31 protein-coding genes are annotated in these 24,976 nt (G+C 58.6%); 26 read left to right on the top strand and 5 right to left on the bottom strand.

Annotation, left to right across the window (positions count from 1 at the left end):
- Window positions 1-652 precede the first annotated feature (652 nt).
- From LOY55_RS14195 to LOY55_RS14145, 11 genes are all read left to right on the top strand, one after another.
- Window positions 653-1,234: an STY4534 family ICE replication protein gene (locus LOY55_RS14195; RefSeq protein WP_258668138.1), complete on the top strand. Its 582-nt coding sequence runs from the start codon at window positions 653-655 to the stop codon at window positions 1,232-1,234.
- A gap of 71 nt (window positions 1,235-1,305) precedes the next feature.
- Window positions 1,306-1,563: a hypothetical protein gene (locus LOY55_RS14190; protein WP_258668137.1), complete on the top strand. Its 258-nt coding sequence runs from the start codon at window positions 1,306-1,308 to the stop codon at window positions 1,561-1,563.
- A 100-nt stretch (window positions 1,564-1,663) separates the two neighbouring features.
- Window positions 1,664-2,158, top strand: coding sequence for a RadC family protein (gene radC / locus LOY55_RS14185; protein WP_258668136.1), 495 nt, complete (start codon window positions 1,664-1,666; stop codon window positions 2,156-2,158).
- Window positions 2,159-2,235: 77 nt separating this feature from the next.
- Window positions 2,236-2,955, top strand: coding sequence for an ABC transporter substrate-binding protein (locus LOY55_RS14180; RefSeq protein WP_258668323.1), 720 nt, complete (start codon window positions 2,236-2,238; stop codon window positions 2,953-2,955).
- Window positions 2,956-3,065: 110 nt separating this feature from the next.
- The gene (locus LOY55_RS14175) at window positions 3,066-3,593 is read left to right on the top strand and encodes a PilL N-terminal domain-containing protein (RefSeq protein WP_258668135.1); all 528 of its coding nucleotides are present in this window, start codon (window positions 3,066-3,068) and stop codon (window positions 3,591-3,593) included.
- Window positions 3,590-4,261, top strand: coding sequence for a chemotaxis protein (locus LOY55_RS14170; protein WP_258668133.1), 672 nt, complete (start codon window positions 3,590-3,592; stop codon window positions 4,259-4,261). Before LOY55_RS14175 ends, LOY55_RS14170 begins: the two co-directional genes overlap by 4 nt.
- Before the next feature lie 9 nt (window positions 4,262-4,270).
- Complete coding sequence (locus tag LOY55_RS14165; protein WP_258668132.1) at window positions 4,271-4,990, top strand: TIGR03759 family integrating conjugative element protein; 720 nt, start codon at window positions 4,271-4,273, stop codon at window positions 4,988-4,990.
- Window positions 4,972-5,520: a lytic transglycosylase gene (locus LOY55_RS14160; RefSeq protein ID WP_258668131.1), complete on the top strand. Its 549-nt coding sequence runs from the start codon at window positions 4,972-4,974 to the stop codon at window positions 5,518-5,520. Before LOY55_RS14165 ends, LOY55_RS14160 begins: the two co-directional genes overlap by 19 nt.
- Window positions 5,517-6,032, top strand: coding sequence for an integrating conjugative element protein (locus tag LOY55_RS14155; protein ID WP_258668130.1), 516 nt, complete (start codon window positions 5,517-5,519; stop codon window positions 6,030-6,032). The genes LOY55_RS14160 and LOY55_RS14155 overlap by 4 nt, the downstream gene beginning before the upstream one ends.
- A gap of 9 nt (window positions 6,033-6,041) precedes the next feature.
- Complete coding sequence (gene traD, locus LOY55_RS14150) at window positions 6,042-8,147, top strand: type IV conjugative transfer system coupling protein TraD (protein ID WP_258668129.1); 2,106 nt, start codon at window positions 6,042-6,044, stop codon at window positions 8,145-8,147.
- Between the two features lie 85 nt (window positions 8,148-8,232).
- Window positions 8,233-8,964, top strand: a complete 732-nt coding sequence (locus tag LOY55_RS14145; protein WP_258668128.1) for a TIGR03747 family integrating conjugative element membrane protein — start codon at window positions 8,233-8,235, stop codon at window positions 8,962-8,964.
- A 288-nt stretch (window positions 8,965-9,252) separates the two neighbouring features.
- Here LOY55_RS14145 and LOY55_RS14140 read toward each other — a convergent pair whose 3' ends face one another.
- Window positions 9,253-9,624, bottom strand: a complete 372-nt coding sequence (locus LOY55_RS14140; protein WP_258668126.1) for a histone-like nucleoid-structuring protein, MvaT/MvaU family — start codon at window positions 9,622-9,624, stop codon at window positions 9,253-9,255.
- Window positions 9,625-9,931: 307 nt separating this feature from the next.
- Between LOY55_RS14140 and LOY55_RS14135 the strand changes: the two genes are divergently transcribed.
- From LOY55_RS14135 to LOY55_RS14095, 9 genes are read left to right on the top strand one after another with little or no spacing between them, the layout of a single operon-like run.
- A complete protein-coding gene (locus LOY55_RS14135) occupies window positions 9,932-10,267 on the top strand; it encodes an RAQPRD family integrative conjugative element protein (protein ID WP_258668125.1) in 336 nt (111 codons plus the stop codon).
- On the top strand, window positions 10,264-10,503 hold the full coding sequence (locus LOY55_RS14130) for a TIGR03758 family integrating conjugative element protein (protein WP_258668124.1): 240 nt from the start codon (window positions 10,264-10,266) through the stop codon (window positions 10,501-10,503). Before LOY55_RS14135 ends, LOY55_RS14130 begins: the two co-directional genes overlap by 4 nt.
- Window positions 10,504-10,519: 16 nt before the next feature.
- On the top strand, window positions 10,520-10,891 hold the full coding sequence (locus LOY55_RS14125) for a TIGR03745 family integrating conjugative element membrane protein (RefSeq protein WP_060738069.1): 372 nt from the start codon (window positions 10,520-10,522) through the stop codon (window positions 10,889-10,891).
- Between the two features lie 7 nt (window positions 10,892-10,898).
- On the top strand, window positions 10,899-11,312 hold the full coding sequence (locus tag LOY55_RS14120; protein WP_258668122.1) for a TIGR03750 family conjugal transfer protein: 414 nt from the start codon (window positions 10,899-10,901) through the stop codon (window positions 11,310-11,312).
- Window positions 11,309-11,950: a PFL_4703 family integrating conjugative element protein gene (locus LOY55_RS14115; protein WP_258668121.1), complete on the top strand. Its 642-nt coding sequence runs from the start codon at window positions 11,309-11,311 to the stop codon at window positions 11,948-11,950. Before LOY55_RS14120 ends, LOY55_RS14115 begins: the two co-directional genes overlap by 4 nt.
- Window positions 11,947-12,759: a TIGR03749 family integrating conjugative element protein gene (locus LOY55_RS14110; RefSeq protein WP_258668120.1), complete on the top strand. Its 813-nt coding sequence runs from the start codon at window positions 11,947-11,949 to the stop codon at window positions 12,757-12,759. Before LOY55_RS14115 ends, LOY55_RS14110 begins: the two co-directional genes overlap by 4 nt.
- A complete protein-coding gene (locus tag LOY55_RS14105) occupies window positions 12,749-14,266 on the top strand; it encodes a TIGR03752 family integrating conjugative element protein (protein WP_258668119.1) in 1,518 nt (505 codons plus the stop codon). Before LOY55_RS14110 ends, LOY55_RS14105 begins: the two co-directional genes overlap by 11 nt.
- A complete protein-coding gene (locus LOY55_RS14100) occupies window positions 14,229-14,645 on the top strand; it encodes a TIGR03751 family conjugal transfer lipoprotein (protein ID WP_258668118.1) in 417 nt (138 codons plus the stop codon). Before LOY55_RS14105 ends, LOY55_RS14100 begins: the two co-directional genes overlap by 38 nt.
- Window positions 14,645-17,398 (top strand): conjugative transfer ATPase, encoded by a 2,754-nt coding sequence (locus LOY55_RS14095; RefSeq protein ID WP_258668117.1) that lies wholly within the window; start codon window positions 14,645-14,647, stop codon window positions 17,396-17,398. The genes LOY55_RS14100 and LOY55_RS14095 overlap by 1 nt, the downstream gene beginning before the upstream one ends.
- A 25-nt stretch (window positions 17,399-17,423) precedes the next feature.
- Here the strand turns inward: LOY55_RS14095 and LOY55_RS14090 are convergent, their stop codons facing one another.
- The 3 genes from LOY55_RS14090 to LOY55_RS14080 all read right to left on the bottom strand — a co-directional run bounded on the left by LOY55_RS14090 (window position 17,424) and on the right by LOY55_RS14080 (window position 19,001).
- Entirely contained in the window at window positions 17,424-18,158 is a 735-nt protein-coding gene (locus LOY55_RS14090; protein WP_258668116.1) for a zeta toxin family protein, read from the bottom strand.
- Window positions 18,155-18,403, bottom strand: coding sequence for a hypothetical protein (locus LOY55_RS14085; RefSeq protein ID WP_159285461.1), 249 nt, complete (start codon window positions 18,401-18,403; stop codon window positions 18,155-18,157). The genes LOY55_RS14090 and LOY55_RS14085 overlap by 4 nt, the downstream gene beginning before the upstream one ends.
- Window positions 18,404-18,743: 340 nt before the next feature.
- Window positions 18,744-19,001 carry a LasR-specific antiactivator QslA gene (locus LOY55_RS14080; protein WP_258668115.1) on the bottom strand — a complete coding sequence of 86 codons (258 nt, stop codon included), beginning with the start codon at window positions 18,999-19,001 and terminating at the stop codon, window positions 18,744-18,746.
- Between the two features lie 169 nt (window positions 19,002-19,170).
- Here LOY55_RS14080 and LOY55_RS14075 point away from each other — a divergent pair, with 169 nt between their 5' ends.
- From LOY55_RS14075 to LOY55_RS14055, 5 genes are all read left to right on the top strand, one after another.
- Window positions 19,171-19,425, top strand: a complete 255-nt coding sequence (locus tag LOY55_RS14075; protein ID WP_258668114.1) for a helix-turn-helix domain-containing protein — start codon at window positions 19,171-19,173, stop codon at window positions 19,423-19,425.
- 117 nt (window positions 19,426-19,542) lie between these two features.
- Complete coding sequence (locus LOY55_RS14070) at window positions 19,543-20,499, top strand: TIGR03756 family integrating conjugative element protein (RefSeq protein ID WP_258668113.1); 957 nt, start codon at window positions 19,543-19,545, stop codon at window positions 20,497-20,499.
- On the top strand, window positions 20,496-21,878 hold the full coding sequence (locus LOY55_RS14065) for an integrating conjugative element protein (protein WP_258668111.1): 1,383 nt from the start codon (window positions 20,496-20,498) through the stop codon (window positions 21,876-21,878). The genes LOY55_RS14070 and LOY55_RS14065 overlap by 4 nt, the downstream gene beginning before the upstream one ends.
- 3 nt (window positions 21,879-21,881) lie before the next feature.
- On the top strand, window positions 21,882-22,190 hold the full coding sequence (locus tag LOY55_RS14060) for a hypothetical protein (RefSeq protein WP_258668110.1): 309 nt from the start codon (window positions 21,882-21,884) through the stop codon (window positions 22,188-22,190).
- 10 nt (window positions 22,191-22,200) lie between these two features.
- The gene (locus tag LOY55_RS14055; RefSeq protein WP_258668109.1) at window positions 22,201-23,757 is read left to right on the top strand and encodes a conjugal transfer protein TraG N-terminal domain-containing protein; all 1,557 of its coding nucleotides are present in this window, start codon (window positions 22,201-22,203) and stop codon (window positions 23,755-23,757) included.
- 8 nt (window positions 23,758-23,765) lie between these two features.
- On the opposite strand, the gene LOY55_RS14050 is transcribed toward LOY55_RS14055, so the two are convergent.
- Window positions 23,766-24,131 (bottom strand): DUF3742 family protein, encoded by a 366-nt coding sequence (locus LOY55_RS14050; protein WP_258668108.1) that lies wholly within the window; start codon window positions 24,129-24,131, stop codon window positions 23,766-23,768.
- 457 nt (window positions 24,132-24,588) lie between these two features.
- Here LOY55_RS14050 and LOY55_RS14045 point away from each other — a divergent pair, with 457 nt between their 5' ends.
- Entirely contained in the window at window positions 24,589-24,918 is a 330-nt protein-coding gene (locus LOY55_RS14045) for a hypothetical protein (protein ID WP_258668107.1), read from the top strand.
- The last annotated feature ends 58 nt before the right edge of the window (window positions 24,919-24,976 follow it).

Here is a 24,976-nt window from a genome sequence, read left to right as displayed (position 1 = left end):
CGCTTCGGCGATCATATTCAGTCCCGGAGCCCATCGGGGAAACACTGGGCACCCTTTGTGCGCGGATGCGTGCCAGCATGTTCCGACCCAGGCCATGACAAGGGTCGGTTGGCGAATCATGGCGCAGTTAAACCAAGTTTTGCGAGGAGCTTGTCGGCTGCGTAAGACCGCCAAAGGTGGCTTTTCTGTTCCTCGCCTGGCACCCCCACCAGGCCCACTCTTCACTTTTTCAGTCCAGTGACTACTACTGTGTTCCGGCCATAAAAAATCGGGTTGCAGCGTCTTGACGCTCCCCTGTGAGGGGCTTATACAAAGGGCGTGGTTCGCTGTCGTTGACAGCCCAGCCCAGGTAGCCAGAACCTTCAAGGCTACGCCACGTTCGTGGTGGTTTACCCAAGTGCGATCAGCGTTCGGAAGCTCGCGCGATTATCGCTTCAGCGGTGATGAATGCTCACTACCCTTGCCTGCGGATCACTACCGCAGACGTTCCTCTGCTGCACCGCTACTCCCCCAGACGCATCGTTCTGCTCGTCATCGGCTTGCCGGTGGAGAGTCGTTCATCGCTCGCCTTCACCTTACCCACCCTGACGGGGGCTCACTTCCCCGTCAGGGTCTGTGCGCCACCGTTTTCCCTTGAAACAGGAGAACCACCATGGCCCACGCCAACCAATCCCAAGAAGCGACCACTTACTTCAATCTGCACACCGTCGGTATCGGCTACCTTAACCGTGTTCGTGAAGTCCAAGTCCGCCGCGGCCAGCCATTCATGGCCTGCGATATCGCAGCCCTGCACGGCGCCACCGATGCGGTGGAGTACACCCGCTTCGACTGCAAAGTCGCGGGGGGTGAAGCTGAACGCTTGATTCGTCTTTATATGGACGCCGTCAAGGCCGAGAAAAAGGTCTTGCTGTCGTTCCGTATTGGCGACCTGTGGATCGATCCGTTTCTCTACGAGAAAGGCGATAAACAAGGTCAACCAGGCGCCAGTCTGAAAGGTCGTTTGCTGTTCATCGACTGGATCAAGGTCGACGGCACATTCGAGTACAAAGCGCCCGCCAAGCAGGAAGCAACAGCACCTGCTGAGCAAGCGCCCACCAGTGTGTCATCCCCACCATCGGCTGATGCCGAAGCTTGGGAGAGTGAAACTCCGACAGATTCTCGGATCGAAGCTGACACTCAGTCCACTCCCCGCACGGCTCGCCGTGATGCCACCCGTACCGTTCAGTCCGCCTGAACAGTCCACGATGTTCCTCATCAAGGCGCTCCCCCGAGCGCCTTTTCTTCAATCCGCACAGGAGAACCGACATGGAATCCTTCTGGCTTTGCGACGACTGCCTGTTCGCGGCTGCGTACGAGGACTACGGCATGTTATCGCTGTACCACTCGGATGATGAGGTAGAACAACGCATTACCGCGATACAACGTGGGCTGGTGCGGTTGATGCCCATCAGTGCCGACTTCGATCCCGAAACCGGCCGGGGAATAAGAGCCTTCTCCTCATCGCCCTGCGACGGCTGTGGTTCACCCCTACACGGTCAACGCCATCGATTCACTCGGCTGTAAACAGCGCGCCATCGGCTATCGCCCGCGACACTCTATCCACCTCGGGGACACCACTCCCCTCGGGCGTGTACCCCTGATTGTTCCCTTCGGAGGTACCACCATGAGCATCCAACTCACACTGATTGAAACCTCGGATTTCGAGGCTGATCGTATCGTCCAAGAAAACCAGCTGATCGACGACGCGCTGCATATTCTGGATCGTCGGCTGTTCACTCGCGGCCCCAACCTGACATCACCTGACACCGTGGCCTCATACCTAAAACTGCACCTTGTACAACAGGAGCATGAAGTCTTCGGTGTGATCTTTCTCGATGCCCAGCACCGGGTGCTGGCGTTCGAAGTCCTCTTTCACGGCAGCATTGATGGCGCCAGCGTTTACCCCCGCCAAGTCGTTAAGCGCTCCCTCGCGCATAACGCTGCGGCCGCCATTTTTGTTCACAACCACCCCTCAGGTTGTACGGAACCCAGCCAGGCGGATCGCGTCTTGACCGCACGGCTGAAGGAGGCCTTGGCCTTGATCGAAGTGCGCCTACTGGATCACTTCATCGTGGGTGAAGGTCGTCCTCTCTCCCTTGCCGAATATGGCTGGCTTTAACCCTCACAGGCGTCTTCGGGCGCCTTGTTCATTTTCATCCAGGAGAACTCTCATGCCCCACACCCCAAGCCCCAACCCTGCTGGCAGCTTCAAACCCATTTGCTGGCGGCTACGACAACCTTCATATCGAACGGCTGCTGCAGATCACCTACGAAGACGACTGCCCTCCCTGCTTTCGACCCGTACACGACTCACAAGCCCATCTGCCCGACGATGAGCTGCAGCTGTTCCCCTGTCTGTTCAATGACGATTTCGCCTTGATCAGCGAAGGCCAATCCATTTCGGAGGGGTTGGATGACCGCTGCCAATCCACCGGCCTGGTGCGCCAAGTGATCTACGCCGTGATGGGCGAAGTGCTCAGCGAGCGGCATCACGTCGGCGACCTGTACTCCCTGGAAGAAGCCCAAGCCATGGTCCATCGCTTGAACTTCGAAACGGGACACTACAGTCGAGCCTGGGAGATCAGTACCGCACACCTTCCCGATGAAGCGATGCTGTGTCTGGAGGCGTGGGTCAGTCACTCGGCTCCGAGGCAAACCGGCCTCTTGTTCGAGCTGTTCACGTTGCCAGACTGCGGCGGCATCGGTTGCAAACTAATCGGCACGCCATGGACGGACGACAACTTACAGAACATTGAGGGCCAGCCTTATTCAAGCCTCAAACAAGAGCAACTCGACGCCGGCACGCCGGAAGCCTTGGTCGAAGTGCTGTACCTCGCGGCATTGGCGGATGTCCGATTGTTAATTTTCGACCCCGACGCTGCCGTTTTGGATGGGCTCGCGATTTTTTATGAGTAGCAACGTGTTCTGTTCTGCTTTTACACGACACGTCTTGAATCAACTTTCTCGCTGAATCGCTCCTTCACCTCATGTCAGGTTCTGCACTGAATCTGACATGAGGTTTTTCCATGGAGCGTTTTTTCACGCCTGTCTGCTTGCTGGGTTTGTTGAGTGCCTGCACCGCGCATGTCCACAATACATTGCCGACCGATCCAGACATCGACAGTAGTTCCAATCGGACCCAGTTCTCGACGGATCATCCGGCAGAACTCCGCTATGGCCGCTATACGCTGGTCAGCACCGAGCCCACCACGGAACAACGCGATCTTCTGGCGCAAATCATTGAAGTGAGTATCCCGTCCAGCCTGAGCCCTTCGGTGCAGGAGGCGTTGCAGCACGTATTGCAGCGCTCGGGCTATTCGCTCTGTCCAGTTTCCGCGTCCGTAAGGGTGCTCTTTACTCGCCCCCTGCCCGCGGCCCATTACCGGCTCGGCCCGATCTCTTTGCGCCGCGCGCTGCAAGTGCTGGCTGGCCCCGCCTGGCAACTCACGACCGATGAAGTCAGCCGTTCGGTCTGCTTCGAACAGCAGAAAACGGATGCCGGCGTCGCGCTGATCACACCCGTCTCGCCCCTTCAGTTGGAGGCGCGTCCATGAAAGCCTCAACGTTTCAAACCCTCATTGTCGGCTTACTTTGCCTAGCGTTCGCTGGGCTGAGCGGCGGTTTGTATAACCAGTATCAGCGCGTGGCCGAACTGCAGAACATGAACACGCAATACCAACAAACCCTGGACACCCTGCAACGTGGTTCAAACGCCCTCAAGGATGCACAGGAGAAACTGCAGTACGCGCTGAAAGACCTGAAGCAGATGGTCGATACTGGTGAGCAACAGGCCAATACCCTCGATCCCATGCTGGATCAATGGGCGCAAGAAATACAGGAACTGCGCGACGGTCTGACAGCCCGCGCCACCGCAGCGGACATGACAGCGCTACGCACGCGCCTTGAGCAAGTCGAGCAACAGCTCCTGGAGCTCAAGACCCAGCCATCAACTCCACCATCGACGTCTTCCACGGCCAAGCCGAAACAGACCGCTCACCCCAAACCCGTCCCGCTCTCGCCGCCGTTTTCAGTGTTGAGTGTCGAGTCCCGCGGTGGTGAGCGCTTTCTGGCGGTCGCTCCTCATGACAGTCGCTCGCTCATGGATGTTCGGCTGCTGCATATCGGCGAGCAGCTCGGAACTTGGCACCTGAAAGTGCTGGAACCGAACTCAGCCATCTTCACAGTGGCCGCTCAGCCAGACCAAACCGTGCACCTCCCTTGAGAAGCGATCATGAACAGAGCGCTACTGCCCGCCGTCGTCTGTCTCGTTTCTCTACTTACCACGGGCGCTGCGATTGGCAACCCTGTCGCGACACACTCACGGATCCAGGACACGCTGTCTTCTCCCCTGGGGCGCTCTCATTCTGAACAGGCTGCAAGCTGGGGTCTAACGGAGCAGGAGTGGACGCGCTTCGAACAGATCCAAGCCGGCCCGCGCGGTTTCTGGAGCCCGAACCTCGACCCGTTGACCGCACTCGGAGTCGAGGCCGAAACCGACCAAGAGCGCCAGCGCTATGCCCAATTACAGGTAGCGCTTGAAGCCAAACGCGCCCAGCGAGAGTTGGCCTATCAAAACGCTTACACCGCGGCCTGGGCCAAGCTGTTTCCCGGGTTGCTGCCGATCCAGGGCAAGGCATCCCCGGCCCCTACCAACTCTGCGGTCGCGTTGCGCCAAGCCCTGTTTGTGGAGGACCACTGCCCGGCGTGCACTGCCGAAGCGCAGCGTCTGCAAAGCAGTGATACGGCGTTCGATGTCTACCTGGTGGGCAGCCAAGGCGAGGATGAACGCGTGCGTAGCTGGGCTCGGCAAGCAGACATCGATCCGGCCAAGGTGCAACGCCGGCAGATCACCCTTAACCATGACCGTGGACGCTGGTTCAGCCTGGGGGCCCCGGGGCCATTACCCGTCACGTTCCAGCAGGTGAATGGACAATGGCAACGCCTCGACTAAGCGGTATAGCGCTCCTGCTGACGGTACTCGCCGTCCAGGCGGACGAACTTCCGCCGCCTGCCTACCAACTGGCGGCGCATGACGCCGACATCCCTTCTACGGTGCTGTTCGCGATTGCCCTGCAGGAGAGCGGTATCCGCGTCCGTGGTCAATTGCTGCCCTGGCCCTGGACCCTGAACATCGCCGGAATACCCTACCGCTTCGCCACTCGCCAGGCCGCCTGTCACGCCTTGCTTCAGGCGCTCGCCCGGCATGACGCCAAGCGGGTCGATGTCGGTCTTGGACAAACCAACCTGGGTTACCACGGGCAACGTTTTTCCAGTCCCTGCGAAGCCCTCGATCCCTACCGAAATCTCGCCGTCACCGCCGCGCTGTTGCAGGAGCATCACGCCGCCACCGGTGATTGGGTGTCAACTGCCGGACGCTATCACCGCCCGGCCGGAGGAGCGCCCGCCGCGCGTTACCGCGCAGGTTTTTCTCGGCAACTCGAACGGTTGCTGGTTTCCTTCGAACAGGGCACATCGCCATGAAGCGCAGATCCCTTACCTGCTATTTCCTCCTGCTCTTGGCACCTTTCGCCCAGCCGGAACTAACCATAGCTGGGGGGCAGCCTAGCGACTTCACCCGGCCCCATTATCAAGTTTCCAGACCGCCCATAAACAACAAGCCCCAACCTGATCGGGCCATGCATGCGGACCTGTCCACGTTTGCCGATGAAGCCTGGATACTGCCCGTCCGCAGCTCTCACTTGAGCCCCGGCCCGATCACGTCCCGCGCCCTGAGCATGCCGGGATTGCAGCCATTTTTCCTGGTCGGTGACGATCCCCAATCACTGGCTTGGTTGCGTCACCGTGCGGCTGAACTGCAGGAAATAGGCGCGGCTGGCCTCGCCGTCGAAGTGGCCGATACTGAAGCCCTGTCCCGGATTCGTGCAGCCGCTCAGGGCATCACCATCCTGCCGGTCAACGGCAACGACATCGCCACCCGCCTGCAGATTGAGCACTACCCCGTCTTGATCACCGCCACCTCACTGGAACAGTGAGTCCAGATCATGGCCGAGCATGCGATGGAGTCCAAGCTCCGGCCAGCGGTGGAGCTGTACACCGTAGCAATCTGCATCGCCGCCGCGGTGTTGTGCGTGTACTCGCCCTGGGCGGTGGCGCTGTCACCCGAGATCGGCCTGATAGCGGCACTGGCCTATGCCCTGTTCGGCCTGATCCGCCTGCGACAAGCCTGGGAGGTGCTGCGCTATCGGCGCAATATCCGCCGGCTGCCCCGCTACGAACTGACCAGCCGGCAGATTCCGGTCAGCCGCAAACGTCTGTTCATGGGCCGCGGCTTTCGCTGGACCCGTCTGCACACCCAGCGCTTGGTCGAGGCCCAGGATCCGGCTGTCGCTCACTATGTCGACCAACCGACCCGTTACCGCCTGGCCCGTGGACTCGAACGTCGCCTGGAACATGCACTGTTTCCGTTCTCGACACTGGCCCGTGTCACGGCTTGGGACAGCGCCTTCAATCCGCTGCGCCCTTTGCCCCCGGTAGGCGGCTCACCATTGCTGCATGGGGTCGAGCCCGACGAAACGGAAGTTAGTCTGCCGCTGGGCGAACGGGTCGGACACACCCTGGTGTTGGGCACGACCCGTGTCGGCAAGACGCGACTCGCCGAGGTGTACATCACCCAGGACATTCATCGCATCGAACATGAGGTGGTCATCGTCTTCGATCCGAAGGGCGATGCCGACTTGCTCAAACGGATGTACGTTGAAGCCAAGCGGGCCGGTCGGGAAAAGGAGCTCTATGTGTTCCATCTAGGCTGGCCAGAGATCTCCGCTCGTTACAACGCCGTGGGACGCTTCGGGCGTATCTCGGAAGTGGCGTCACGCATCGCCGGGCAGCTCAGCGGCGAAGGTAACTCCGCGGCCTTTCGCGAGTTTGCCTGGCGTTTCGTCAACATCATCGCCCGTGCCCTGATCGAGTTAGGCCGGCGTCCGGACTACCTGCAGATCCAACGGCATGTGGTCAACATCGACGCACTGTTCATCGAGTACGCCCAGCAGTTTTTCGCCAAGACCGACCCGAAGGCGTGGGAGGTGATCGTTCAGCTTGAAGGCAAGCTCACCGAGAAGAACATCCCCCGGCATATGATCGGGCGCGAAAAGCGTGTGGTGGCCATTGAGCAGTACCTGGCGGTGAAGCGGGTATTTGATCCGGTGCTGGATGGACTGCGTTCGGCGGTACGATATGACCGTACTTACTTCGACAAAATCGTTGCCTCACTACTGCCGCTGCTGGAAAAACTCACCACCGGCAAGACCGCCCAGTTACTGGCCCCCAACTACACCGATTTAGATGACCCGCGGCCAATCTTCGACTGGATGCAGATCATCCGAAAACGCGGCATCGTCTACGTCGGTCTGGATGCGCTGACCGACGCCGAGGTGGCCGCCGCTGTGGGCAACTCCATGTTCGCCGACTTGGTCTCGGTCGCCGGACACATCTACAAACACGGCATCGACCATGGCCTGCCCCAATCGGGTAACAACAGTGACAAGTTGCCGATCAACCTGCACGCCGATGAATTCAACGAGTTGATGGGTGATGAATTCATCCCGCTGATCAATAAGGGCGGCGGTGCCGGTATCCAGGTAACCGCCTACACCCAGACCCTCAGCGATATCGAGGCGCGAATCGGTAATCGCGCCAAGGCCGGCCAGGTGATCGGCAACTTCAACACCCTGCAGATGCTGCGGGTGCGCGAAACCGCCACCGCTGAACTGCTTACCCAGCAGTTGCCCAAGGTCAACGTGCTGACCAAGACCCTGGTGTCAGGTGCGATCGACACCTCCGATCCAGAATCCAACACGGATTTCACTTCGTCCTCACAGGACCGCGTCAGCAGTACCAACGTGCCGCTGATCGAGCCTGCTCACATCGTCAGCTTGCCCAAGGGGCAAATGTTTTCCTTCCAGACCGGTGGGCAGCTCTGGAAAGTCCGCATGCCGTTGCCCAAACCCTCCAACGACGACGCCATGCCCAAGGATCTACAGGAGCTCACTCAACGGATGCGGGCGGTTTACAACGAGCAGGCGGGGCAATGGTGGAGCGCAAGCGGTGGTGGGCCAACAATTGACTTCGATTTAGAACAGGTGGGGTAACCCTGACTTAGGTTTAAATTCAGCAAGCACACCTTCGGAAAGCGCCGTGACGGCATCAACTCTGCGGCGCGCAATGGAGTGAACGATGGCGACTTCCACACATAACACGCCGCCACAACCGATCCAGCGCCCAGGATTAATCGTCTCGGCGATTGGCTTGGTTTTACGCATTATCGGTGTACTGATCGCCTCGTTGCTGTTCTCGATCCTGATCGAGTTTGCAGGCCTACTGCTGTTCTGGGGCGATCAGGGCTGGCGGCACAGCCAGGCCATGCTGACCAATGAACTGGACTGGCTTAGCGAACACTTCAAATCTTCACTCATCCTCCAGCAGCCTGGGCAAACGATCATCCAGGTACTGGATTTTCTCAATCAGTGGTTGTTGGTCAAGACCGGCTTTGCAGATTTTGCCCAGCAGGCGCGGGTGGCGAGCCAGGGCGACGGCTTCTGGGAGTGGATCAACCAGTTCTACGTAACCATTGAGGATTTCGTGCTGGCGGCTGTGTATGTGACCTTTACCTTCGTGGTGCGCCTAACCATTCTGGTCCTGGCCATCCCCCTGTTTCTGCTGGCCATGTTCACTGGATTTGTTGATGGACTGATGCGCCGGGACCTACGTAAATTTGGCGCAGGGCGAGAAAGTAGCTTTGTCTACCATCGAGCTAAACGAGCCGTGATACCACTGCTGATCGTGCCCTGGGTTATCTACTTGTCCCTACCCTTTTCGTTCAATCCTATGGCTGTGTTTTTCCCTTGTGCTGTGATGCTCGGCATCATTACGGCAATCACGGCAACGACATTCAAGAAGTATCTCTGATTCGGAAAAACCAGTTTTTTCTTTACATGTCCCGATGCCAGGATAGTTATCTAGCGACCGAAAACTGACACACCATACGAATGCAAATAAAGCTGCTAGAGGTCGTCCTCGACTCCCACTATGGATTAGAGCATCAGATAAAAATGTAGGCTTCCAAGATTTGGGGGAATATCAAGAATCTAACCACCAATTAAACTGGTGCAGGACTGGGTCAAGACTTGCACTCTTGACTTATAATTCTCACCAATAAAAAAGGGCCCTTACAGGCCCCTGATCATCAAACCGATCTTACTGAGTACGCCACGAGTCAACAACGTCTGCGCCAAACTCGACTTCCCACTCTTTCAGTTGTCGATGATTTCCTCCCTTGGTTTCGATCACCTCACCAGAGTTTGGGTTCTTGTAAATCTTCACTTCGCGAGCCTTACGGACTGCCCTTACGGGGGCAGCTATTGGTGTCGAGGTACGACGACCAGCTTCTGGATCCAGGATGCCAATGATGTTCTTCAAGCTGAAGCCGTACTCGCCAAGCAACGCACGTAGTTTGCTCTCAAATTCCATTTCTTTTTTCAGACCGGAGTCACTTTTCATCGACTCGAGCTCTGCGAGCTGTTCGGCCAGTTGTTGTTCAAGCTTGCGAAATTCAGCCAAACGAGACATGTGAAACTTCCTTCAGGTTAGGAAAATTAGAAGTGAACGCCCCCATGCTAAGCGATGATTGACTCTTCGTCACCCATACGCCCTTCAAGTAGAAGTAAATCCACTCATTGCCTTATAAGCAACACATTATTAATGGGGAAGGATTGTTAGACTGGGCTCTCTTTTTCACCCAATCGATTGCTGGCGTATGCGTGGGTAAATTTTTCCCGCTCGCCTCCAAAAAAGCGATACATCCCATCTCGCGTTTAATACTGAGTAACTCAACCGCTAACTTGATGCTGGCTCCACCTCCACATGGACCAGCATCATGTCGACTACCGTCTTTCGTTGCTTTTTACTCCTTTCACTGGCCATCGCTCATGGCAGCGGCTATGCCGCATCAGCGGATGAGCAGATACGGCTCAGCATGGTTCAGCAGCAGCTCGACAATATCGAACGCCTTGCGACGCAAACTGAGTTAGCCAATACGACTGAACAAAACGAACGCTATCGCTTCGACTATCCCCGACTGATCCAGGACATTAAGCGCATCCGTCACGGAGTGCAGGGCTACCTGTTCCCTTCCCGTGCTCAACCCCGCGATCCCGCTGAATTGGTCGGTGATTACCGCCTCGACACGCTGCCCCCGGAGTCCTCGCCATGAGCATGACTGACGCTCAGATCGCAGCATTCCAAAACGCCTCCGGCTTCGCACCGCAGAGTAGTTCAACGCTCTGGCTATCCCTGGTTCTCGTTCTGGCTTTGCTTTGGTGCGCCTGGGTGATGTGGACGGCTTACCGAAGTTGGGCGGTCGGCAGCGTGCGCTTCGGCGCCTTCGGTGGCAGCGCTGCGCGCGTCTTGCTCGCCCTAATCGTCCTAATCTTCTTCACCCTGTCCTAACCAGGAGATCGCCGTCATGCTCAAGTGCCTTGCCCCCCTGAAAAACAACCTGCGTGATCGTGCCAGCCAGCGCTTGATCGGTCTGCTGCTGGTGCTCGGTCCAAGCCTGGCTTTTGCCGAACTCCCCACCATGGAAGCCCCTTCGCGTGGCGAAGGATCTGGGTTGATCGAAACAATCAAAAACTACGCCTATGACGGCGGCATCCTGCTCGGTTTGCTGATCGCCCTGCTCGCTTTTCTCGGCGTGGCTTGGCACTCGCTGACCGTCTATGCCGACGTACAGAATCAGCGCAAGACCTGGAAGGATCTCGGCGCTGTGGTCGGTATCGGCGCCCTGTTGGTGGTGATTATTATCTGGTTTTTGACCAAAGCTGCCGCGATTCTGTGAGGTCGACATGAAAGACACTATCGAACGCCTGGCTGACGGCACCTTGGTCTTTCTCCCAGAGCGACTCAATCGTGATCCCGCCGTATTGCGAGGGTTGACCAATGATGAGATGTGGGTAGCACTCGGCACCGGCGCCGTCATTGGCCTACTGCTGGGCGTTCCTCTAGCGATTGCCACCGCCTCCATGGCCATAGCGCCGACTGGCATGATCGCAGGCATGACGGTGGTGTTATTGGCCGGTGGCACGCTACTGCGCCGGACCAAACGGGCTCGCCCCGAGACCTGGTTGTACCGCAAACTCGAATGGGTACTGGCCAGCCGTTGGCGCCTGGGTCGCGGCAGTCTGATCCTCCACTCAGGCGCCTGGACGGTCCGCCGTTCACGTCGGCTGCGTCCTGCCCTGTCTCGGTGGCAACCATGAGTCGCTTTCGGAACAAGGTGGACGCCCAACAGGCCCATATCTTTAGCCTGCGTCTGGCGGTAATGATCCTTGCCCTAGTCTGCGCCGGGCTCTGGTTTGGCTGGCGCTCGGCGCCGACCGATCTGACCGTGCATGTCCCCCCGGATCTGCGCTCGGGCAGCACGCGCAAGTGGTGGGATATCCCCTCAGAGAATGTGTATGCCTTTGCCTTGTACATCTTTGGTCAGCTCAACCGCTGGCCCTCGGATGGCGAGCAGGACTATCGCCGCGCCATCTATGGCTTGCAGTCCTACCTGACACCCGCCTGCAAGGCCTTCCTCGACGGTGACTACGAGTACCGCAAGGCCGCCGGCGAGTTGCGCCAGCGGGTGCGTGGCGTCTACGAAATTCTGGGCCGCGGCTACAGCGAAGATCCGGAACTCAGGGTCAAGCAACTCGACCGCGACAGCTGGCTGGTCAAGCTCGACCTCAACGCCGATGAGTATTACGCCGCCGAACCGGTAAAACGGGTGGTGGTGCGCTATCCATTGCGCGTGGTGCGTTTTGACCTGGATCCCGAGCGCAACAAGTGGGGGCTGGCGCTGGACTGCTACCAGGGCACTCCGCAAAAAATCTTCCTGCCTGGAGGTGAACCATGAAGCGGATGTCGACCCTGGGACTCACCGTCGCACTAACGCTGTGGGGAGTCGCGGCACAGGCCGTCGAGCTGATGCATTGGGAACGCCTCCCCCTCGCGGTCCCGCTGGTGATCAATCAGGAGCGGGTGGTCTTTGTCGATGAGGCTGTTCGCGTCGGCGTGCCCTCAACCTTGACGGGCAAGCTGCGCGTGCAATCCACCGGCGGCACGCTGTACCTGCGCGCGTCGGAAGCCATTGCCCCGACCCGACTGCAACTGCAATCGGTCGCGACGGGTGAGATCATCCTGCTGGATATCGCGACCACGCCCGGCGATCAACCGCTGGAGCCTGTGCGTATTCTCAAGCATGCTCCGGTGCAGGCTGCCGAGGCAGAATCTAGCACCGCCCCTGCTTCAGAACGTACGCCGATCCCGGTCGCTTTGACGCGCTACGCCGCGCAAAGCCTGTACGCGCCGCTACGCACCGTAGAGTCCCTACCCGGCGTACGTCGCGTACCGCTCAAGCTGCGCAGCGAACTGCCGACCCTGCTGCCGACCGAAAACGTGTCCAGCACGCCCATCGCCGCCTGGCGACTCGGTGATTACTGGGTGACGGCGGTGAAGTTGCGCAACCGTGGTCCAGCGACGGTGCAACTCGATCCGCGTCGGCTTCAGGCCAAGCTGTTCGCCGCGGCCTTCCAGCATACTTTCCTCGGACCGGTCGGCAGTGCTGAAGACACCACGATCGCCTACCTCGTCACTCGCGGTGCCGGCCTCGAACACGCGCTGCTGCTCCCGCCCGTTGCGCGAGGTGCTGACGATGAAAGCTAACGCCTTGCTCAAATGGCTGGTACCGGCTGCGCTGCTGGGCGTGGTGCTGATCATCCTGAAAACCTGGGTCCCGGGTGGCAGCACACCTTCTCCAGAGCACCGAGTTGATCAGGGCAAAATTCAATTATCCGCCGAGCAAGCCAAGTCGCTCGGCATTGCGGGCGATACCCCACGCGACACGGTCGCCACCCTGGTCGGCCAGGTGAAGGCCATGCGCAGCGACATGCTCGGTTTGAAGAAACACAATGACTCACTGCAGACGGAAAACAACCGCCTACGCGAGCGGGAAAACAGTGTCGATTCGCGTATCCAGACGGCGCTTGGCAGTGTGACCCAGCAGGTCGACGAAGGCCGCCGCCAAGCCAACGAGGCCCGACTCAAAGCGGAACAAGACAGTCGTCAGGCTCGCGGCCTGCTGACGCAATTGCAGAACCAGTTGTCGGGGCTGGCTGGCAACGGCAAGGACATGCCGATCGGATTGGGGCTTGAGCCCGGCGAAGGCGCTCAGTTCGAAGGGCGACACTCTACCAAGGATGCGCTGCAGTGGATTGAACCCTCGGATGCTCCGTCCACCGACGCCCGAGGCAAAACCACGACTTCCTCCGCACTGAGCCTGCCTACCGCCTTCCACTCACTGGAAGACTTGAACGAGAACGCGATTGATCGCAGCCAGAAACAGCTACGAGCTGCCACCCAGGGTGAGCGCGACTTGACGCGATCCGTTGAGCGTACCGAAGGCGCGAAGCCGGTCTACACGATCCCCGAAAACGCCACGCTGATGGGCTCGGTCGCCATGACCGCGCTGATCGGCCGAGTCCCGGTGGACGGCACCGTGAATGACCCCTATCCCTTCAAGGTGCTGGTCGGTCCGGAGAACCTGACTGCCAACGGCATCGACCTGCCGGACGTCGAGGGCGCGGTGATGAGCGGTACGGCGTCCGGTGACTGGACCCTGTCTTGCGTACGCGGACAGGTCGAGTCGATCACCTTTGTGTTTACCGATGGCACCATCCGCACGGTGCCTCAGCCGAAGGCGGTAGCCAGCCGCACTGCCTCCACCACCCAGAGCTCAAACACCGACAAGATCCGCGGTGGACTCGGTTACCTGTCCGATCCGTATGGCATTCCTTGCATCGCCGGCGAGCGCCGCTCGAACGCCCAGCAGTACCTTGGAAGCCAAAGTCTGATCACCGCGGCTGGCGCGGGTGTCGCCGCCTTGCTCGGTGATGAGCAGAACAACAGCAGCGTGATCAGTTCGGGCGGCAGTACGCTTGGAGTCACCAGCAGCAGTGGCAATAGCGCGCTGAATTCAATTCTCAGCGGTGGGGTCAGCGACATCCGCGAGTGGGTCAACAAACTGTATGGCGAGGCCTTTGCCGCCGTGTACGTGCCACCGGCCGCCCAAGTCGCACTGCACCTCGACCATGAGATCACCATCGACTACGAGCCCAAGGGCCGGAGCGTTCGCCATGAAAAAGATCAAGCTTCTCTGCCTGACCTGGATTAGTTTGCTCTGCTGGATACTGGCGGGGTGCTCCACCGACAAGGACACGCTTCTACCTCATGGCGAGCAAACCATGCTGGACATCTGGAACGGCGCCGGTTCGCAAGGCACTCAGCAGCAACTGCTGGAGGCTCGACAGCAACTACGCCGCCCGCTGGCTCAGGCAGATGTCTCCGCTTATCTCCAGGAGCCGTACACGCGCACAGCGGCGAACGAGATCCGCAACCTGTTCCCTCGCTTGCCCAATCCCGATCTGGTGCTGTACGTGTATCCGCATTTGAGTGGTACCGAGCAGGCACCGGTCCCGGGTTACTCGACCGTCTTTCCGTTTTACCAACGGGTGCAGTACGCATTGCCGGGTGAACGTCAGGAAGACTTGTAGTGCGTACCGGCGATTCGGGCAACCGTACTCCTGCGTGGAAAGCTTGGCGCCACCCATTGCGCCCTCGCGCGACCTTGGCTGATGAGGCCGCACTGTACGCGCACCACCCCAGCTTCACCGATCACCTGCCGTGGGTCGAATACCTCGACAGCGAACAGTGTTTTCTACTGGATGACAATCGCTCGGTGGGTGCGGTGTTCGAGTTACTGCCCATCGGCACTGAAGGGCGCGAACCCGATTGGTTGATGGCGGCCCGCGATGCCCTTGAGGATGCCCTGCAGGACAGTTTTGATGAGTTGGATCAAGCGCCTTGGGTGGCGCAGTTTTTCTGCCAGGACGACAACGACTTTATCCCCTACCTGACCCGGCTCACCGACTATATCCAAGAAAGAGCACGAGGCACCGTCTTCACCGAAGCCTATTTGGAGCTCAGTCGCCGTCATCTAAAGGCCATCGCCAAGCCCGGTGGTCTGTTTGAAGATAAGGTGGTGACGCGCCTGCCCTGGCGTGGCAATAACCGCCGGGTGCGCCTGGTGGTCTATCGCTGGCTCGAGTCTGACGCTGAGGAGACAGGACTCACCCCGGTGCAATCCCTGCAACAGGCTTGCGAACGGATCGCGGCTTCGTTGCAGGCGTGCGGGGTGCAATCGACGCGAGTCGATGGCCGAGGTCTGTATGCCTGGCTGCTGTCCTGGTTCAATCCGGCACCCCGGCTCACCGATGAAGCGCCCGAGGAGTTCTACCGCCGCGTGGCTTATCCGGAATCGGGCGACGGTGAGTCGGTGGAACTACCCTTCGATCATGACTTCGCCGAGCGGCTGTTCTTCAACGAACCGCGTTCGGATGTGCAGCACGGGCTCTGGTTCTTCGACGATCAGCCCCACCGGGTGATGGTGGTGGACAAACTGCGCCGGGCACCGTCGATTGGTCAACTCACCGGAGAAACCTATAAGGGTGATGCAGTCAATGCGCTGTTCGACCAGTTGCCTGAAGGCACGGTGATGAGCCTGACCTTGGTGGTCAAACCGCAGGATGTACTTGAGGATCAGTTGAACCGCCTGGCGCGCAAAGCCATCGGTGAAAACCTGGCCTCGACCCAGACCCGCCAGGATGTCGAAGAGGCTCGCGCGATCATCGGCCGCCAGCACAAGCTGTACCGCGGCACCCTGGCGTTCTACGTGCGCGGTCACGATGAACAGCAGTTGCACCAGCGCTCGGTCAGCCTGGCCAGCGCGCTGCTGGGTGCGGGGCTGCAACCAGTACGTGAAGGCGACGAGGTCGCCGCCTGCAACAGCTACCTGCGCTGGTTGCCAATGGCGTACAACCCGGCCTGCGACACGCGCAACTGGTACACCCGCCTGATGTTCGCCCAGCACCTGGCGAATCTGGTTCCCGTGTGGGGCCGCAGCACGGGCACCGGCCACCCGGGGATCACCCTGTTCAATCGTGGCGGCTCGCCGTTGAGTTTTGATCCGTTGTCACGTCTGGACCGGGCCATGAACGGTCATCTGCTGTTGTTCGGTCCGACCGGTGCCGGCAAGTCGGCCACCCTGGTCACCCTACTGATGCAGGTCATGGCCGTGTACCGCCCTCGCCTGTTTATCGTCGAGGCCGGCAACTCATTCGGTTTGCAGGGCGACTACTTCGCGACACAGGGCCTGTCGGTCAACAAGGTCCAATTGAAACCTGGCGCCTCGGTCAGTCTCGCCCCGTTCGCCGATGCCTGGCGCCTGGTCGAGCAGCCGGATCAGGTGGCGAGTCTGTCGATCGATGAGCTGGACGATGAGGCGGTAGCCAGTCGCGAAGACCAGCGCGATGTTCTCGGCGAATTGGAAATCACCGCTCGCCTGATGATCACCGGCGGAGAGGCCAAGGAAGAGGCGCGCCTGAGTCGAGCCGATCGCAGCCTGATTCGCGAGTGCATTCTCGATGCGGCGCAGACCTGCGTCACTGCGGGTCGTCAGGTGCTGACCCGAGACGTGCGCGACGCCTTACTGCGCGTCGCCGCCGACCCGCACTTGCCGGAGAAGCGTCGCGAGCGTGCCCAGGAAATGGGCGAGTCCATCGACCTGTTTTGCCAGGGTTTCGAGGGTGAACTGTTCGATCGCGAGGGGACGCCTTGGCCTGAGAGCGATGTGACCATTGTCGATCTGGCCACTTACGCTCGCGAAGGCTATGAGGCACAGATGTCCATTAGCTACATCAGCCTGATGAACACCGTGAACAACCTGGCCGAGCGCGACCAGTACCTGGGCCGACCGATCATCATGGTCACCGACGAGGGTCATATCATCACCAAGAACCCGCTGCTGGCGCCATTCGTGGTCAAGGGCACGAAGATGTGGCGCAAGCTCGGTGCCTGGTTCTGGCTCGCCACACAGAACCTTGCCGACTTCCCCACGGCCGCGCAGACCATGCTCAACATGATCGAATGGTGGATTTGTTTGAACATGCCACCGGCGGAAATTGAAGAAATCGCACGGTTCAAGAAACTCACGCCAGCACAGAAAGCCTTGTTGCTCTCTGCCAGCAAGGAACCAGGAAAATACACCGAGGGGGTCGTACTGTCGAAGAAGCTCGAAACGCTGTTTCGAGCCGTGCCGCCCAGCCTTTACCTCGCCCTGGCCATGACGGAGCCAGAGGAAAAAGCCGAGCGCTGGACATTGATGCAGAGCACTGGCTGCTCGGAATTGGAGGCGGCTTACCGGGTAGCTGAACGGATCGATAGGACGCGAGGAATGGAGACGGAGTGAACCTAGGTTCCGGCTAACCCACTAGCTAGCCATTGAATACCTTCTCCACGTAGGCATCCATGAACCAGTCAGGAACCTCATCAACCTTGTATTCAAGGTCAGTCCCGTCCGTCACTTCGGCGAGCAGCACCAGGTCAGCACCGGAGTTATCAAAAATGTAGGCCCGGTTCGAAGCTGCAATAGCCGCTGGCAATAGGTTCAGGCAACGACCGTAGCGCTGGACAATTTTTTCCGTGGGAACTGGGTGCCCACCCGCCGCAACACGGTTCTTGACCCTGTTGATATTAATATCAGGATCTTCAGTGGCCACAAAGTAGAGATAGGTTCGGTACCCCGACGCTCTTGCCTTGAGCATAAAAGCGATTTTGTCGTCGCTAGACATCACCGTTTCGAAGGTGAAAGACAGCTGGGCTTCGAGGAGTTTGTGCCGAATGAAGTCAGAGAGCACGGAAGCAAAATATGAGTTCATCGCAACCGTCTGGAAGTTCAGACCGTTACTGCTGAAGCCTATTTTGGCCGCCTCCTCATCGAGCCTACTAGACCTCACCAGCCGATGATTCCCAATGAAACCGAGGACATCATCACCCTCAACTTCTAATTGAAAATCACTGAATTCTAAACGCCCACTCTCTTTGGCAGCCTTTTCGATTTCATCCGGGTTGATGTAGATACCGATCAGGTGGGAAGGGACGGCACTTTTCATCGTACTTTTACCGGAGCCATTGGGACCGGCAAACACCCTCAACCGAGGGACTGTCATGAGCAGCGACGCACCTTAATGATGCCGCCCAGAGTCACTTTGTGCTTGGGCTTGGCTACTCGAATAACCTTGTGCTTACCGTCGGCAGTTGTCTCAACAAGCATGCCGTCCATGACTTCCATCACACTGCGCCCGGCAGCAAGCGCGTTGATATAGGCAGTATTGATCGCGCCTTCAGCCATGGCTGGGATCTTACCCTCCAGTCGACTCACTAGATCATCACTCAACACTTGGTCGGCTTTCATATCGCGCTCCACGTTCTTAGAGCGTGCAGGATCTGCACTTATCAGAATCTTAGCTACGTAAGTCTGTTTGTAACAGGCCAAAGCTACTTCTTTCAGACCTCCATTCTAGAGGAATGGCGTCTGGAACCATACCTCCTAGAGAATTTTCATGCGAAGCAGGAGCACGCGGCACTGGAATCACGTACCGCTCTTGGCGCAGCGCCCAAATAGGGGAAGTGCTATCCCCGTCCAGATCTGCTGCCGACCAACAACATGCCAGCTAGAGGCGAAATTCATCGATTGCCGGAACCAATGCAGTCAGGCTGGATGAAAGCGGGCGTTCAGCCTACGAGCCGTATGGTTACGGTAATACACCCCGAAGCCGTTGCTGAATCCTCAACAAAAATCCGGCTTCAAAAGCATCTTGGCAGTCACCGACAGGAAAGGTCTTGCGTGTTTGCGCCAGCTCCCACCACAGTGGACTCTCGCCGGGGGTATCGAGCCAAACCTGAGCGCATTGCACGCCACGTTCGATCATCGAGGCAAATTCGTTGCCCCAAGGGGTCAAAAGACTTGGGCAACCATCCGCCGCAGGAATTGAAATGTAGTTTTCGTCCATACACACCCTAGATTTCTGATTTTATTGTTAGACGCTGGTCCCAGCCTCGAAATCATAACGAAACCAAATGAACGCTGGATAACAGGTATGTGCGTCAAATGGCCTAGATCAATACCAATGTAGACTATATCCCGTGGATTGAGAGTCCCTCAAGGCGCAATTTGCGCGCATGACTCAAGACTACGAACAGCTTCGTCTGCAGCTGGCGGAAAACATCCGCTGGATGCGACGCATAAAGAACCTTACCCAAGAGCAGTTGGCGCTCATGGCCGAAGTCGATCGTACCTACGTCAGTCAAATCGAACGATGCACCGGCAATCCGTCGCTGATGGTCCTGTGCAAGCTCGCCAATATCCTCGAGGTTACGACGGATCAGCTACTCACCGAGCCAGACGCCCTTCGCCGTGCGCTGACCATCGAATAGCCACCTCGTCACCCTGAAAATCCTTGTAAACCGACAACGCCAGCTTCAGCTTTATCACTGACGGTGTACGTTCAATCATTGAACGTGTCCAGGCCATTAGCCCAAAGAGCCTGGATCATGCCTGTCCTATGCCCGTCAATTGCGCCCCAGAAGCTACGACCTTTGGCGCTAAGTATCCTGCTGACGTGCGGGCCAAGCGTGGCGCTGGATACCGGCAGTATCACGTCCTCCGTACTCTCGCCAAATTGCCTCGCCTACAGGGTCGTCGGCATTTGTTTCTGGCTCCTCTGCACGCCCTTCGGCTGCACAGTCAAAACCTCGATCAAGGTTCGTCATTTCATTCCTGAACTCGTGGTTTCGAGCTACGCCATCACCGGCAATAACCCCTGGACCGAGATGGCCACGCTCTCCAGCCCGGTCAGCGGTGCGGAAGGTGGTGGCAACCTGATCACGCCGAACACCCGCCGCGACAACCTGCCCCGTTTCAAGAACGTCGACGGTATTGGCCACCCCGGTGGCTGGGCCGCCACGCAACTAGCCTCGCAATCCGGTTACGCTTGCGTCAGCGGCGCTACTGCGTTCATGCCCTACTACCTGAGCACCCTGGACTCACTGGCCTGGCGCCATGGCATCCCGGAAAGTTTCTACCCCGAGTCGCTCATGCTGGGGATCCGTGAAATCGGTCGTCAAGCTTCGGGAAACATGTGGGGCAGCGTCTATCCCCGGCAGGGCTTTCTGGTACAGCCTGACGACTTCAAAGCCGCCGCGGTCATGGCGCAACGGGCTGGCGATGTCATCACCCGTAACGGACAACCACATGTGTACTTACCGCTCACGCCCGCCAAACGCGACGGCTACTGGCCACCTGGCCCGATCGTTGAAAACGACGCTTCAACCCACAAGTGGCAATTGCTTTCCCCTCAGATTCAGCCGACGTGCGGCATCTTCCCCAGCGATCCGGTCCAGAGTGCGGATGACGGCTACGCCTGGTCGCTGTGGCGTCCCTATAGCTGCTGCAAACGTGAGGGGCAGACCTTTCTGTTCAGTATCGACTTCGAAGGCGGTGCATCATGAGTCGGCTTTGCGCGCGATCATGGTTGGGCGTGATGAGCCTGTTGCTCTGTGGACTGCTCGCCATGGCCACTCATGCCCACGCCGCCGAGGGCGATTACCGCCTGGGTACTCAAGGCGAAGTACTCGACGACCGAGTCATGTACACCATTGGTGGCGGCTCGGCAGTCGGCTCACCGAGTTCGCTCTACCGCCCCAGTGGTCTCGGTGTCGGCGGGTCCTGGCGAGCGAACATGATGTGCGGAAACATGAGCCTCACCAACACCCTGCAAAACCAGCTGAACGGCGTCACTGAAGGTTTCCAGCAGATCATGGGCAGCATCGTGCAGAACGCGACCCAAGCCGTGATGTCGCTGCCAGCGTTGATCATTCAGCGCGCCAACCCCGGCCTCTATGAGTTGTTGAGCAACGGGGTGATGCAGGGACGTATCGACTTCGACCGCTCCAAGCTGACCTGCCAGTCCATGGCCGAAAAGATGGCGGACAACGTCGGTCAAGCCGGCTGGGGTGCGCTGGCCAAGAACCAGGAGATGCAGAGTAATCTGGAGCAAATCGGCGGTGACGCAGTGGCCACGGTGAAAAATACCGAGTCCCAAAACGGCAACAATGGGGTGTCCTGGGTCGGAGGTTCGAAGGCTGGTGGGAATGGGCAGACACCCATTCGGGTGACCTCCGACGTAGTGCGCGCGGGCTATAACTTGCTGCATAACCGGAAGGTGGATGACAGTACCTCGATCAGTAGCAGCGACTGTTTGGGTGGAGCCATTTGCCAGACATGGGCTTCGCCCCAGGAGGAATCCGAATGGGCCGTTCGGGTATTGGGCGAGAGCGAAGTCGCGACCTGCAACAGCTGCGAAACTTTGCGCGCTACCGCCGGCAGCGGGCTGACGCCGCTGATCCAGGAGGCCTATAGCGAACGCCTCAAGGCCCTGCAAGGGCTGCTGTCCGGTTCACTGTCGCCTACCCCTGACAATCTGGCTAAAGCCTCAAGCCCAATACTTCCAGTGACCCGTGGCGTGATCGAAGCCTTGCGCGACGATCCCGACCAGGATCTGCTGGCGCGACGCCTGGCCAGCGAGACGGCCCTGTCCAGCGTACTCGATAAGGCGCTCCTGCTACTGCGCACTCTGCTGGCAGGCAGTCACGAACCGAACATCGCTTCAGCCGAGCCGGCCCAGACAGCCTTGACGAAAAATATCGACGCCCTGGAGCGCGAAATACGTCTGCTACAAACCGAGCTGCAGGTCCGGCAGATGCTCGCAACCAATACCGCCAGCCTGGTGCTCGATCGACATGCGGGTGGTGCCGATGCTTCGCGTACCGTCGAGCAAGGCGACCCTGAGCCGGGCCGACTCAATGATGCTGACGCTAGGCGCAAGTGAGCCATGAAACGCTCACCGCTATTCACTCTGCTTTCAGGTCTGGGGATTGCCGCGGTGATGATCCTCACCGCCGCACTGGTCGCCTGGATCGGCCGCACTGCGCTGGGTAGTTTCGAGGTCTGGCAGCAGGCATTCGAATCGGCACGACCTTATCTGCGGTGGTGGCGCGCCCTGCTCTACGCCGCCCTCTTTGCGCTCTGGTGGGATCTGCTTCGGCGCTACCGACATCGACCACAGCATCGACTGCGCGTGAAACGCATTGGAGCGTTTGGGTTCGTGCTCTTTACCTGCGTCGAACTCACCCGACTGTGAGGTCACCACCATGCTCATGAGCACCAACAGCTACCTGGAGTTTTACCTCTCTCTGCTGGCCTGGATCATCAACAACGGCCTCTGGAGTGTCCTGTCCGACACCGGGCTATTCGCCGCGCCCTTTGGCGCAATTATCTTGCAGGAATGGTTGTCGGCCCGTCAGCAAGGCGCGGATGAAGGCAACAAGGGACTGTTCTCGGTGCCGCGGATCGAGAACCGGTTGTGGCTGGCCTACATCGTCGTGCTATTTGGCTGCGCCCCCGTCTTTCCTTTGAGCCTCGCCTCAATGGCGTTCGATGATGCGGCGAGCCAGCGCTGCGGCTTTAGTGTGGCCAAGCCGGCGGAAACCGCCTGGGGGACCACCTTCAATACCATCGGCGAACGCTCCGCCAGTGTGCCGATCTGGTGGTTTCTGGTGCATGCCTTGAGCAAAGGGGTAACCGCGGCGGCCACCGCCTCCATTCCCTGCGCACCGGATATCCGGCAGATGCGCATGGAGATCGACAGTTCGCGCATCGACAGCCAGGTACTGCTGCAGGAAGTCGCCGACTTCACCCGCGACTGCTATGGCTATTCTCGCTCCCGGCTGTTTACCAACCGTCCCCAGTTGGACAAGGTACAAAGTCACGACGCGTCCTGGATCGGCTCAAGCTATTTTCTTGATACGCCTGGCTACTACGATACGGATCGCTCACACACACCGCGCGTCAGCTGGCCGTATGACGAAAGCCGAGATGTTTCCTTACCTCGGCTGGAGAATGGCGCAGGTTACCCCACCTGCAAGCAGTGGTGGAGTGATAGCGGTGTTGGGTTGCGCGAGCGTTTGATCCAGCAGGTCGATCCCTCGCTGCTGACTCAACTGAAAGGTTGGTTGACTGGTCGTTCGAGCAACGAGATCGAGGATGCCACCCTGCGTGAGCTGGTCAGCCCGCGTCAGCAATCGATGTCCATGTCGCCCGGACAGGTGTACCAGGACTATGGCTCCAGCGCTCGTGGCGGCTCTATCAATCAGGGGCTCAATAATCTGGCCACCAATACCGGGTTGGCACTGGGTTCCTTCAGCAACTTCCCGGCGATGAATGCACTGCGCGCCGCCTTACCGATGGTGCAAGCCTTCCTGATCATGGGCGTCATCATCAGTTTGCCGCTGATTCTGCTGGTCAGTACCTACCAGTTGAAGACCGTCATGACGGTGACGTTCGCGCTGTTCACCTTACACATGCTCAGCTTCTGGTGGGAACTCGCCCGCTGGGTCGACTCCAGCATGCTCGATGCCTTGTACAACCAGGTTTCGGCGTCCAATCAAGTGCTGTTATCGCTGCCCACATCCGGCTTCATGGAGGGGACAGTTACGGCGCAAGTAATTGAGTATGTGATGGGGGCGATGTTCATTGTGCTGCCGATGGTTTTTCTAGCCGCTATGAGCTGGGCTGGGTATAGCGTAGGTTCAGGTGTAGAAGGAATGCTCAGCCGGGGAACCCAGGCTGCGCAGACAGCGAGCTCTAGCGGGACCTCTCAGTTGATGAGCGGAGCAAGAATTATTTCAGGTAAATCGGGCTCAAAATAACCACAAGGTTACTTCAGTGAACCCCATTTATCGTACCGCTCAGGCCAAGACGTCCTATGCATTGGATCATCGAGATCATCAATATCTGGAGTGTCTGAATCTTGAACTGGGATAGCTGCTAATGCGACGAATGTGCACATCAGCACAAACAACCAGAAGCTAACAAAAAGAAATGCTCCGAGCAGCGCCAATTGGGCAATCAGAAAGCTCCCGCGAACAACTAATTTACCTGCGGGCATACCTGCCGTCACCGCACGCTCAGCCAGGCGGTACTCAAACGCTTTCAATTTGCGATAACCACGCTTTACCGACATGCCACAGGCGTACGCCCGGCGGTGGGCACGTGAATTCTTAACAGGGTTCTGAGTCGGCATGGTCTCGCCCTCTTCTGAGCGTTTTCATGATTGAGACAGGAGTAACAGCCTACTACTGAAAACTGTCCGTGCTTGACCGTTTATCAGCTTGCCCAGCCAAAAAATCTCCACTGGAAGACAGAAGACAAACTTCGTGACACAGCTTCTCTTCGTAGGTTGACCCGTATAAATCGCTCCGTTAAATACAAAGTACGGATCGCTGTTATCGACAGTACCCTACCCAGGCAGCCAGAACCTTCAAGGCTACGTCACTTCGGTGATGGTTCTTCCCCAAGTGCGATTAGCGTTCGGTAGCTCGCACGGTCACCGTTGCTACGGTGATGAACGCCTACTGCTCTCCTGAGCGTCTTCCGAGCTCCGCTCGCCAGACAAAACTTCTTGTTTTTCTTCAACCCACCGCGGGGAAATTATCTCCCGCACGGGACAGGTTTCTTCGCGCTTTCAACGGAGGCACACCATGTCCGACTCGCTAACACCCAAAGCCCTGAACACCCTTCAGCTTCCTATTGTGTTCACCCCCGCAGCTTGGCAAAACGTGGTACTGCTCGAGCGCTCAGGTCATCCTGAGAAGCTGCAGGTCGATCGGCTCAGCCACGTATTGCGCGCAGCCTTCGAGGCACACCTGGCCTCTCCACACGAGCCCTATGTGCTGTTCGAGGTAGCCCACATCGCGTCAACGGGTCATCCACGCCAAAACCCGTTGCTGCAACTGAGCCTAAGCCTGCTCCTCGAGCCAGGCCAGCCTAACGCCTTACTGATAGCGCTTGCAGGAGAACATCAACGCTAAACGCACACGGTCGTACTCACCACCCCGATCCACACTCAGACGGCATGCAAGCCCTGCA

Source organism: Pseudomonas sp. B21-040 (assembly GCF_024748695.1).
Taxonomy (GTDB): domain Bacteria; phylum Pseudomonadota; class Gammaproteobacteria; order Pseudomonadales; family Pseudomonadaceae; genus Aquipseudomonas.
This window is presented reverse-complemented; position numbering and strand designations above follow the sequence as displayed.

Excerpts from the sequence above, each read along its gene's own strand:
- LOY55_RS14195 (WP_258668138.1), top strand. The coding sequence starts at position 653 with ATGGCCCACGCCAACCAATCCCAAGAAGCGACCACTTACTTCAATCTG.
- LOY55_RS14190 (WP_258668137.1), top strand. The coding sequence starts at position 1,306 with ATGGAATCCTTCTGGCTTTGCGACGACTGCCTGTTCGCGGCTGCGTAC.
- radC (WP_258668136.1), top strand. The coding sequence starts at position 1,664 with ATGAGCATCCAACTCACACTGATTGAAACCTCGGATTTCGAGGCTGAT.
- LOY55_RS14175 (WP_258668135.1), top strand. The coding sequence starts at position 3,066 with ATGGAGCGTTTTTTCACGCCTGTCTGCTTGCTGGGTTTGTTGAGTGCC.
- LOY55_RS14170 (WP_258668133.1), top strand. The coding sequence starts at position 3,590 with ATGAAAGCCTCAACGTTTCAAACCCTCATTGTCGGCTTACTTTGCCTA.
- LOY55_RS14165 (WP_258668132.1), top strand. The coding sequence starts at position 4,271 with ATGAACAGAGCGCTACTGCCCGCCGTCGTCTGTCTCGTTTCTCTACTT.
- LOY55_RS14160 (WP_258668131.1), top strand. The coding sequence starts at position 4,972 with ATGGCAACGCCTCGACTAAGCGGTATAGCGCTCCTGCTGACGGTACTC.
- LOY55_RS14155 (WP_258668130.1), top strand. The coding sequence starts at position 5,517 with ATGAAGCGCAGATCCCTTACCTGCTATTTCCTCCTGCTCTTGGCACCT.
- traD (WP_258668129.1), top strand. The coding sequence starts at position 6,042 with ATGGCCGAGCATGCGATGGAGTCCAAGCTCCGGCCAGCGGTGGAGCTG.
- LOY55_RS14145 (WP_258668128.1), top strand. The coding sequence starts at position 8,233 with ATGGCGACTTCCACACATAACACGCCGCCACAACCGATCCAGCGCCCA.
- LOY55_RS14140 (WP_258668126.1), bottom strand. The coding sequence starts at position 9,624 with ATGTCTCGTTTGGCTGAATTTCGCAAGCTTGAACAACAACTGGCCGAA.
- LOY55_RS14135 (WP_258668125.1), top strand. The coding sequence starts at position 9,932 with ATGTCGACTACCGTCTTTCGTTGCTTTTTACTCCTTTCACTGGCCATC.
- LOY55_RS14130 (WP_258668124.1), top strand. The coding sequence starts at position 10,264 with ATGAGCATGACTGACGCTCAGATCGCAGCATTCCAAAACGCCTCCGGC.
- LOY55_RS14125 (WP_060738069.1), top strand. The coding sequence starts at position 10,520 with ATGCTCAAGTGCCTTGCCCCCCTGAAAAACAACCTGCGTGATCGTGCC.
- LOY55_RS14120 (WP_258668122.1), top strand. The coding sequence starts at position 10,899 with ATGAAAGACACTATCGAACGCCTGGCTGACGGCACCTTGGTCTTTCTC.
- LOY55_RS14115 (WP_258668121.1), top strand. The coding sequence starts at position 11,309 with ATGAGTCGCTTTCGGAACAAGGTGGACGCCCAACAGGCCCATATCTTT.
- LOY55_RS14110 (WP_258668120.1), top strand. The coding sequence starts at position 11,947 with ATGAAGCGGATGTCGACCCTGGGACTCACCGTCGCACTAACGCTGTGG.
- LOY55_RS14105 (WP_258668119.1), top strand. The coding sequence starts at position 12,749 with ATGAAAGCTAACGCCTTGCTCAAATGGCTGGTACCGGCTGCGCTGCTG.
- LOY55_RS14100 (WP_258668118.1), top strand. The coding sequence starts at position 14,229 with ATGAAAAAGATCAAGCTTCTCTGCCTGACCTGGATTAGTTTGCTCTGC.
- LOY55_RS14090 (WP_258668116.1), bottom strand. The coding sequence starts at position 18,158 with ATGACAGTCCCTCGGTTGAGGGTGTTTGCCGGTCCCAATGGCTCCGGT.
- LOY55_RS14085 (WP_159285461.1), bottom strand. The coding sequence starts at position 18,403 with ATGAAAGCCGACCAAGTGTTGAGTGATGATCTAGTGAGTCGACTGGAG.
- LOY55_RS14080 (WP_258668115.1), bottom strand. The coding sequence starts at position 19,001 with ATGGACGAAAACTACATTTCAATTCCTGCGGCGGATGGTTGCCCAAGT.
- LOY55_RS14075 (WP_258668114.1), top strand. The coding sequence starts at position 19,171 with ATGACTCAAGACTACGAACAGCTTCGTCTGCAGCTGGCGGAAAACATC.
- LOY55_RS14070 (WP_258668113.1), top strand. The coding sequence starts at position 19,543 with ATGCCTGTCCTATGCCCGTCAATTGCGCCCCAGAAGCTACGACCTTTG.
- LOY55_RS14065 (WP_258668111.1), top strand. The coding sequence starts at position 20,496 with ATGAGTCGGCTTTGCGCGCGATCATGGTTGGGCGTGATGAGCCTGTTG.
- LOY55_RS14060 (WP_258668110.1), top strand. The coding sequence starts at position 21,882 with ATGAAACGCTCACCGCTATTCACTCTGCTTTCAGGTCTGGGGATTGCC.
- LOY55_RS14055 (WP_258668109.1), top strand. The coding sequence starts at position 22,201 with ATGCTCATGAGCACCAACAGCTACCTGGAGTTTTACCTCTCTCTGCTG.
- LOY55_RS14050 (WP_258668108.1), bottom strand. The coding sequence starts at position 24,131 with ATGCCGACTCAGAACCCTGTTAAGAATTCACGTGCCCACCGCCGGGCG.
- LOY55_RS14045 (WP_258668107.1), top strand. The coding sequence starts at position 24,589 with ATGTCCGACTCGCTAACACCCAAAGCCCTGAACACCCTTCAGCTTCCT.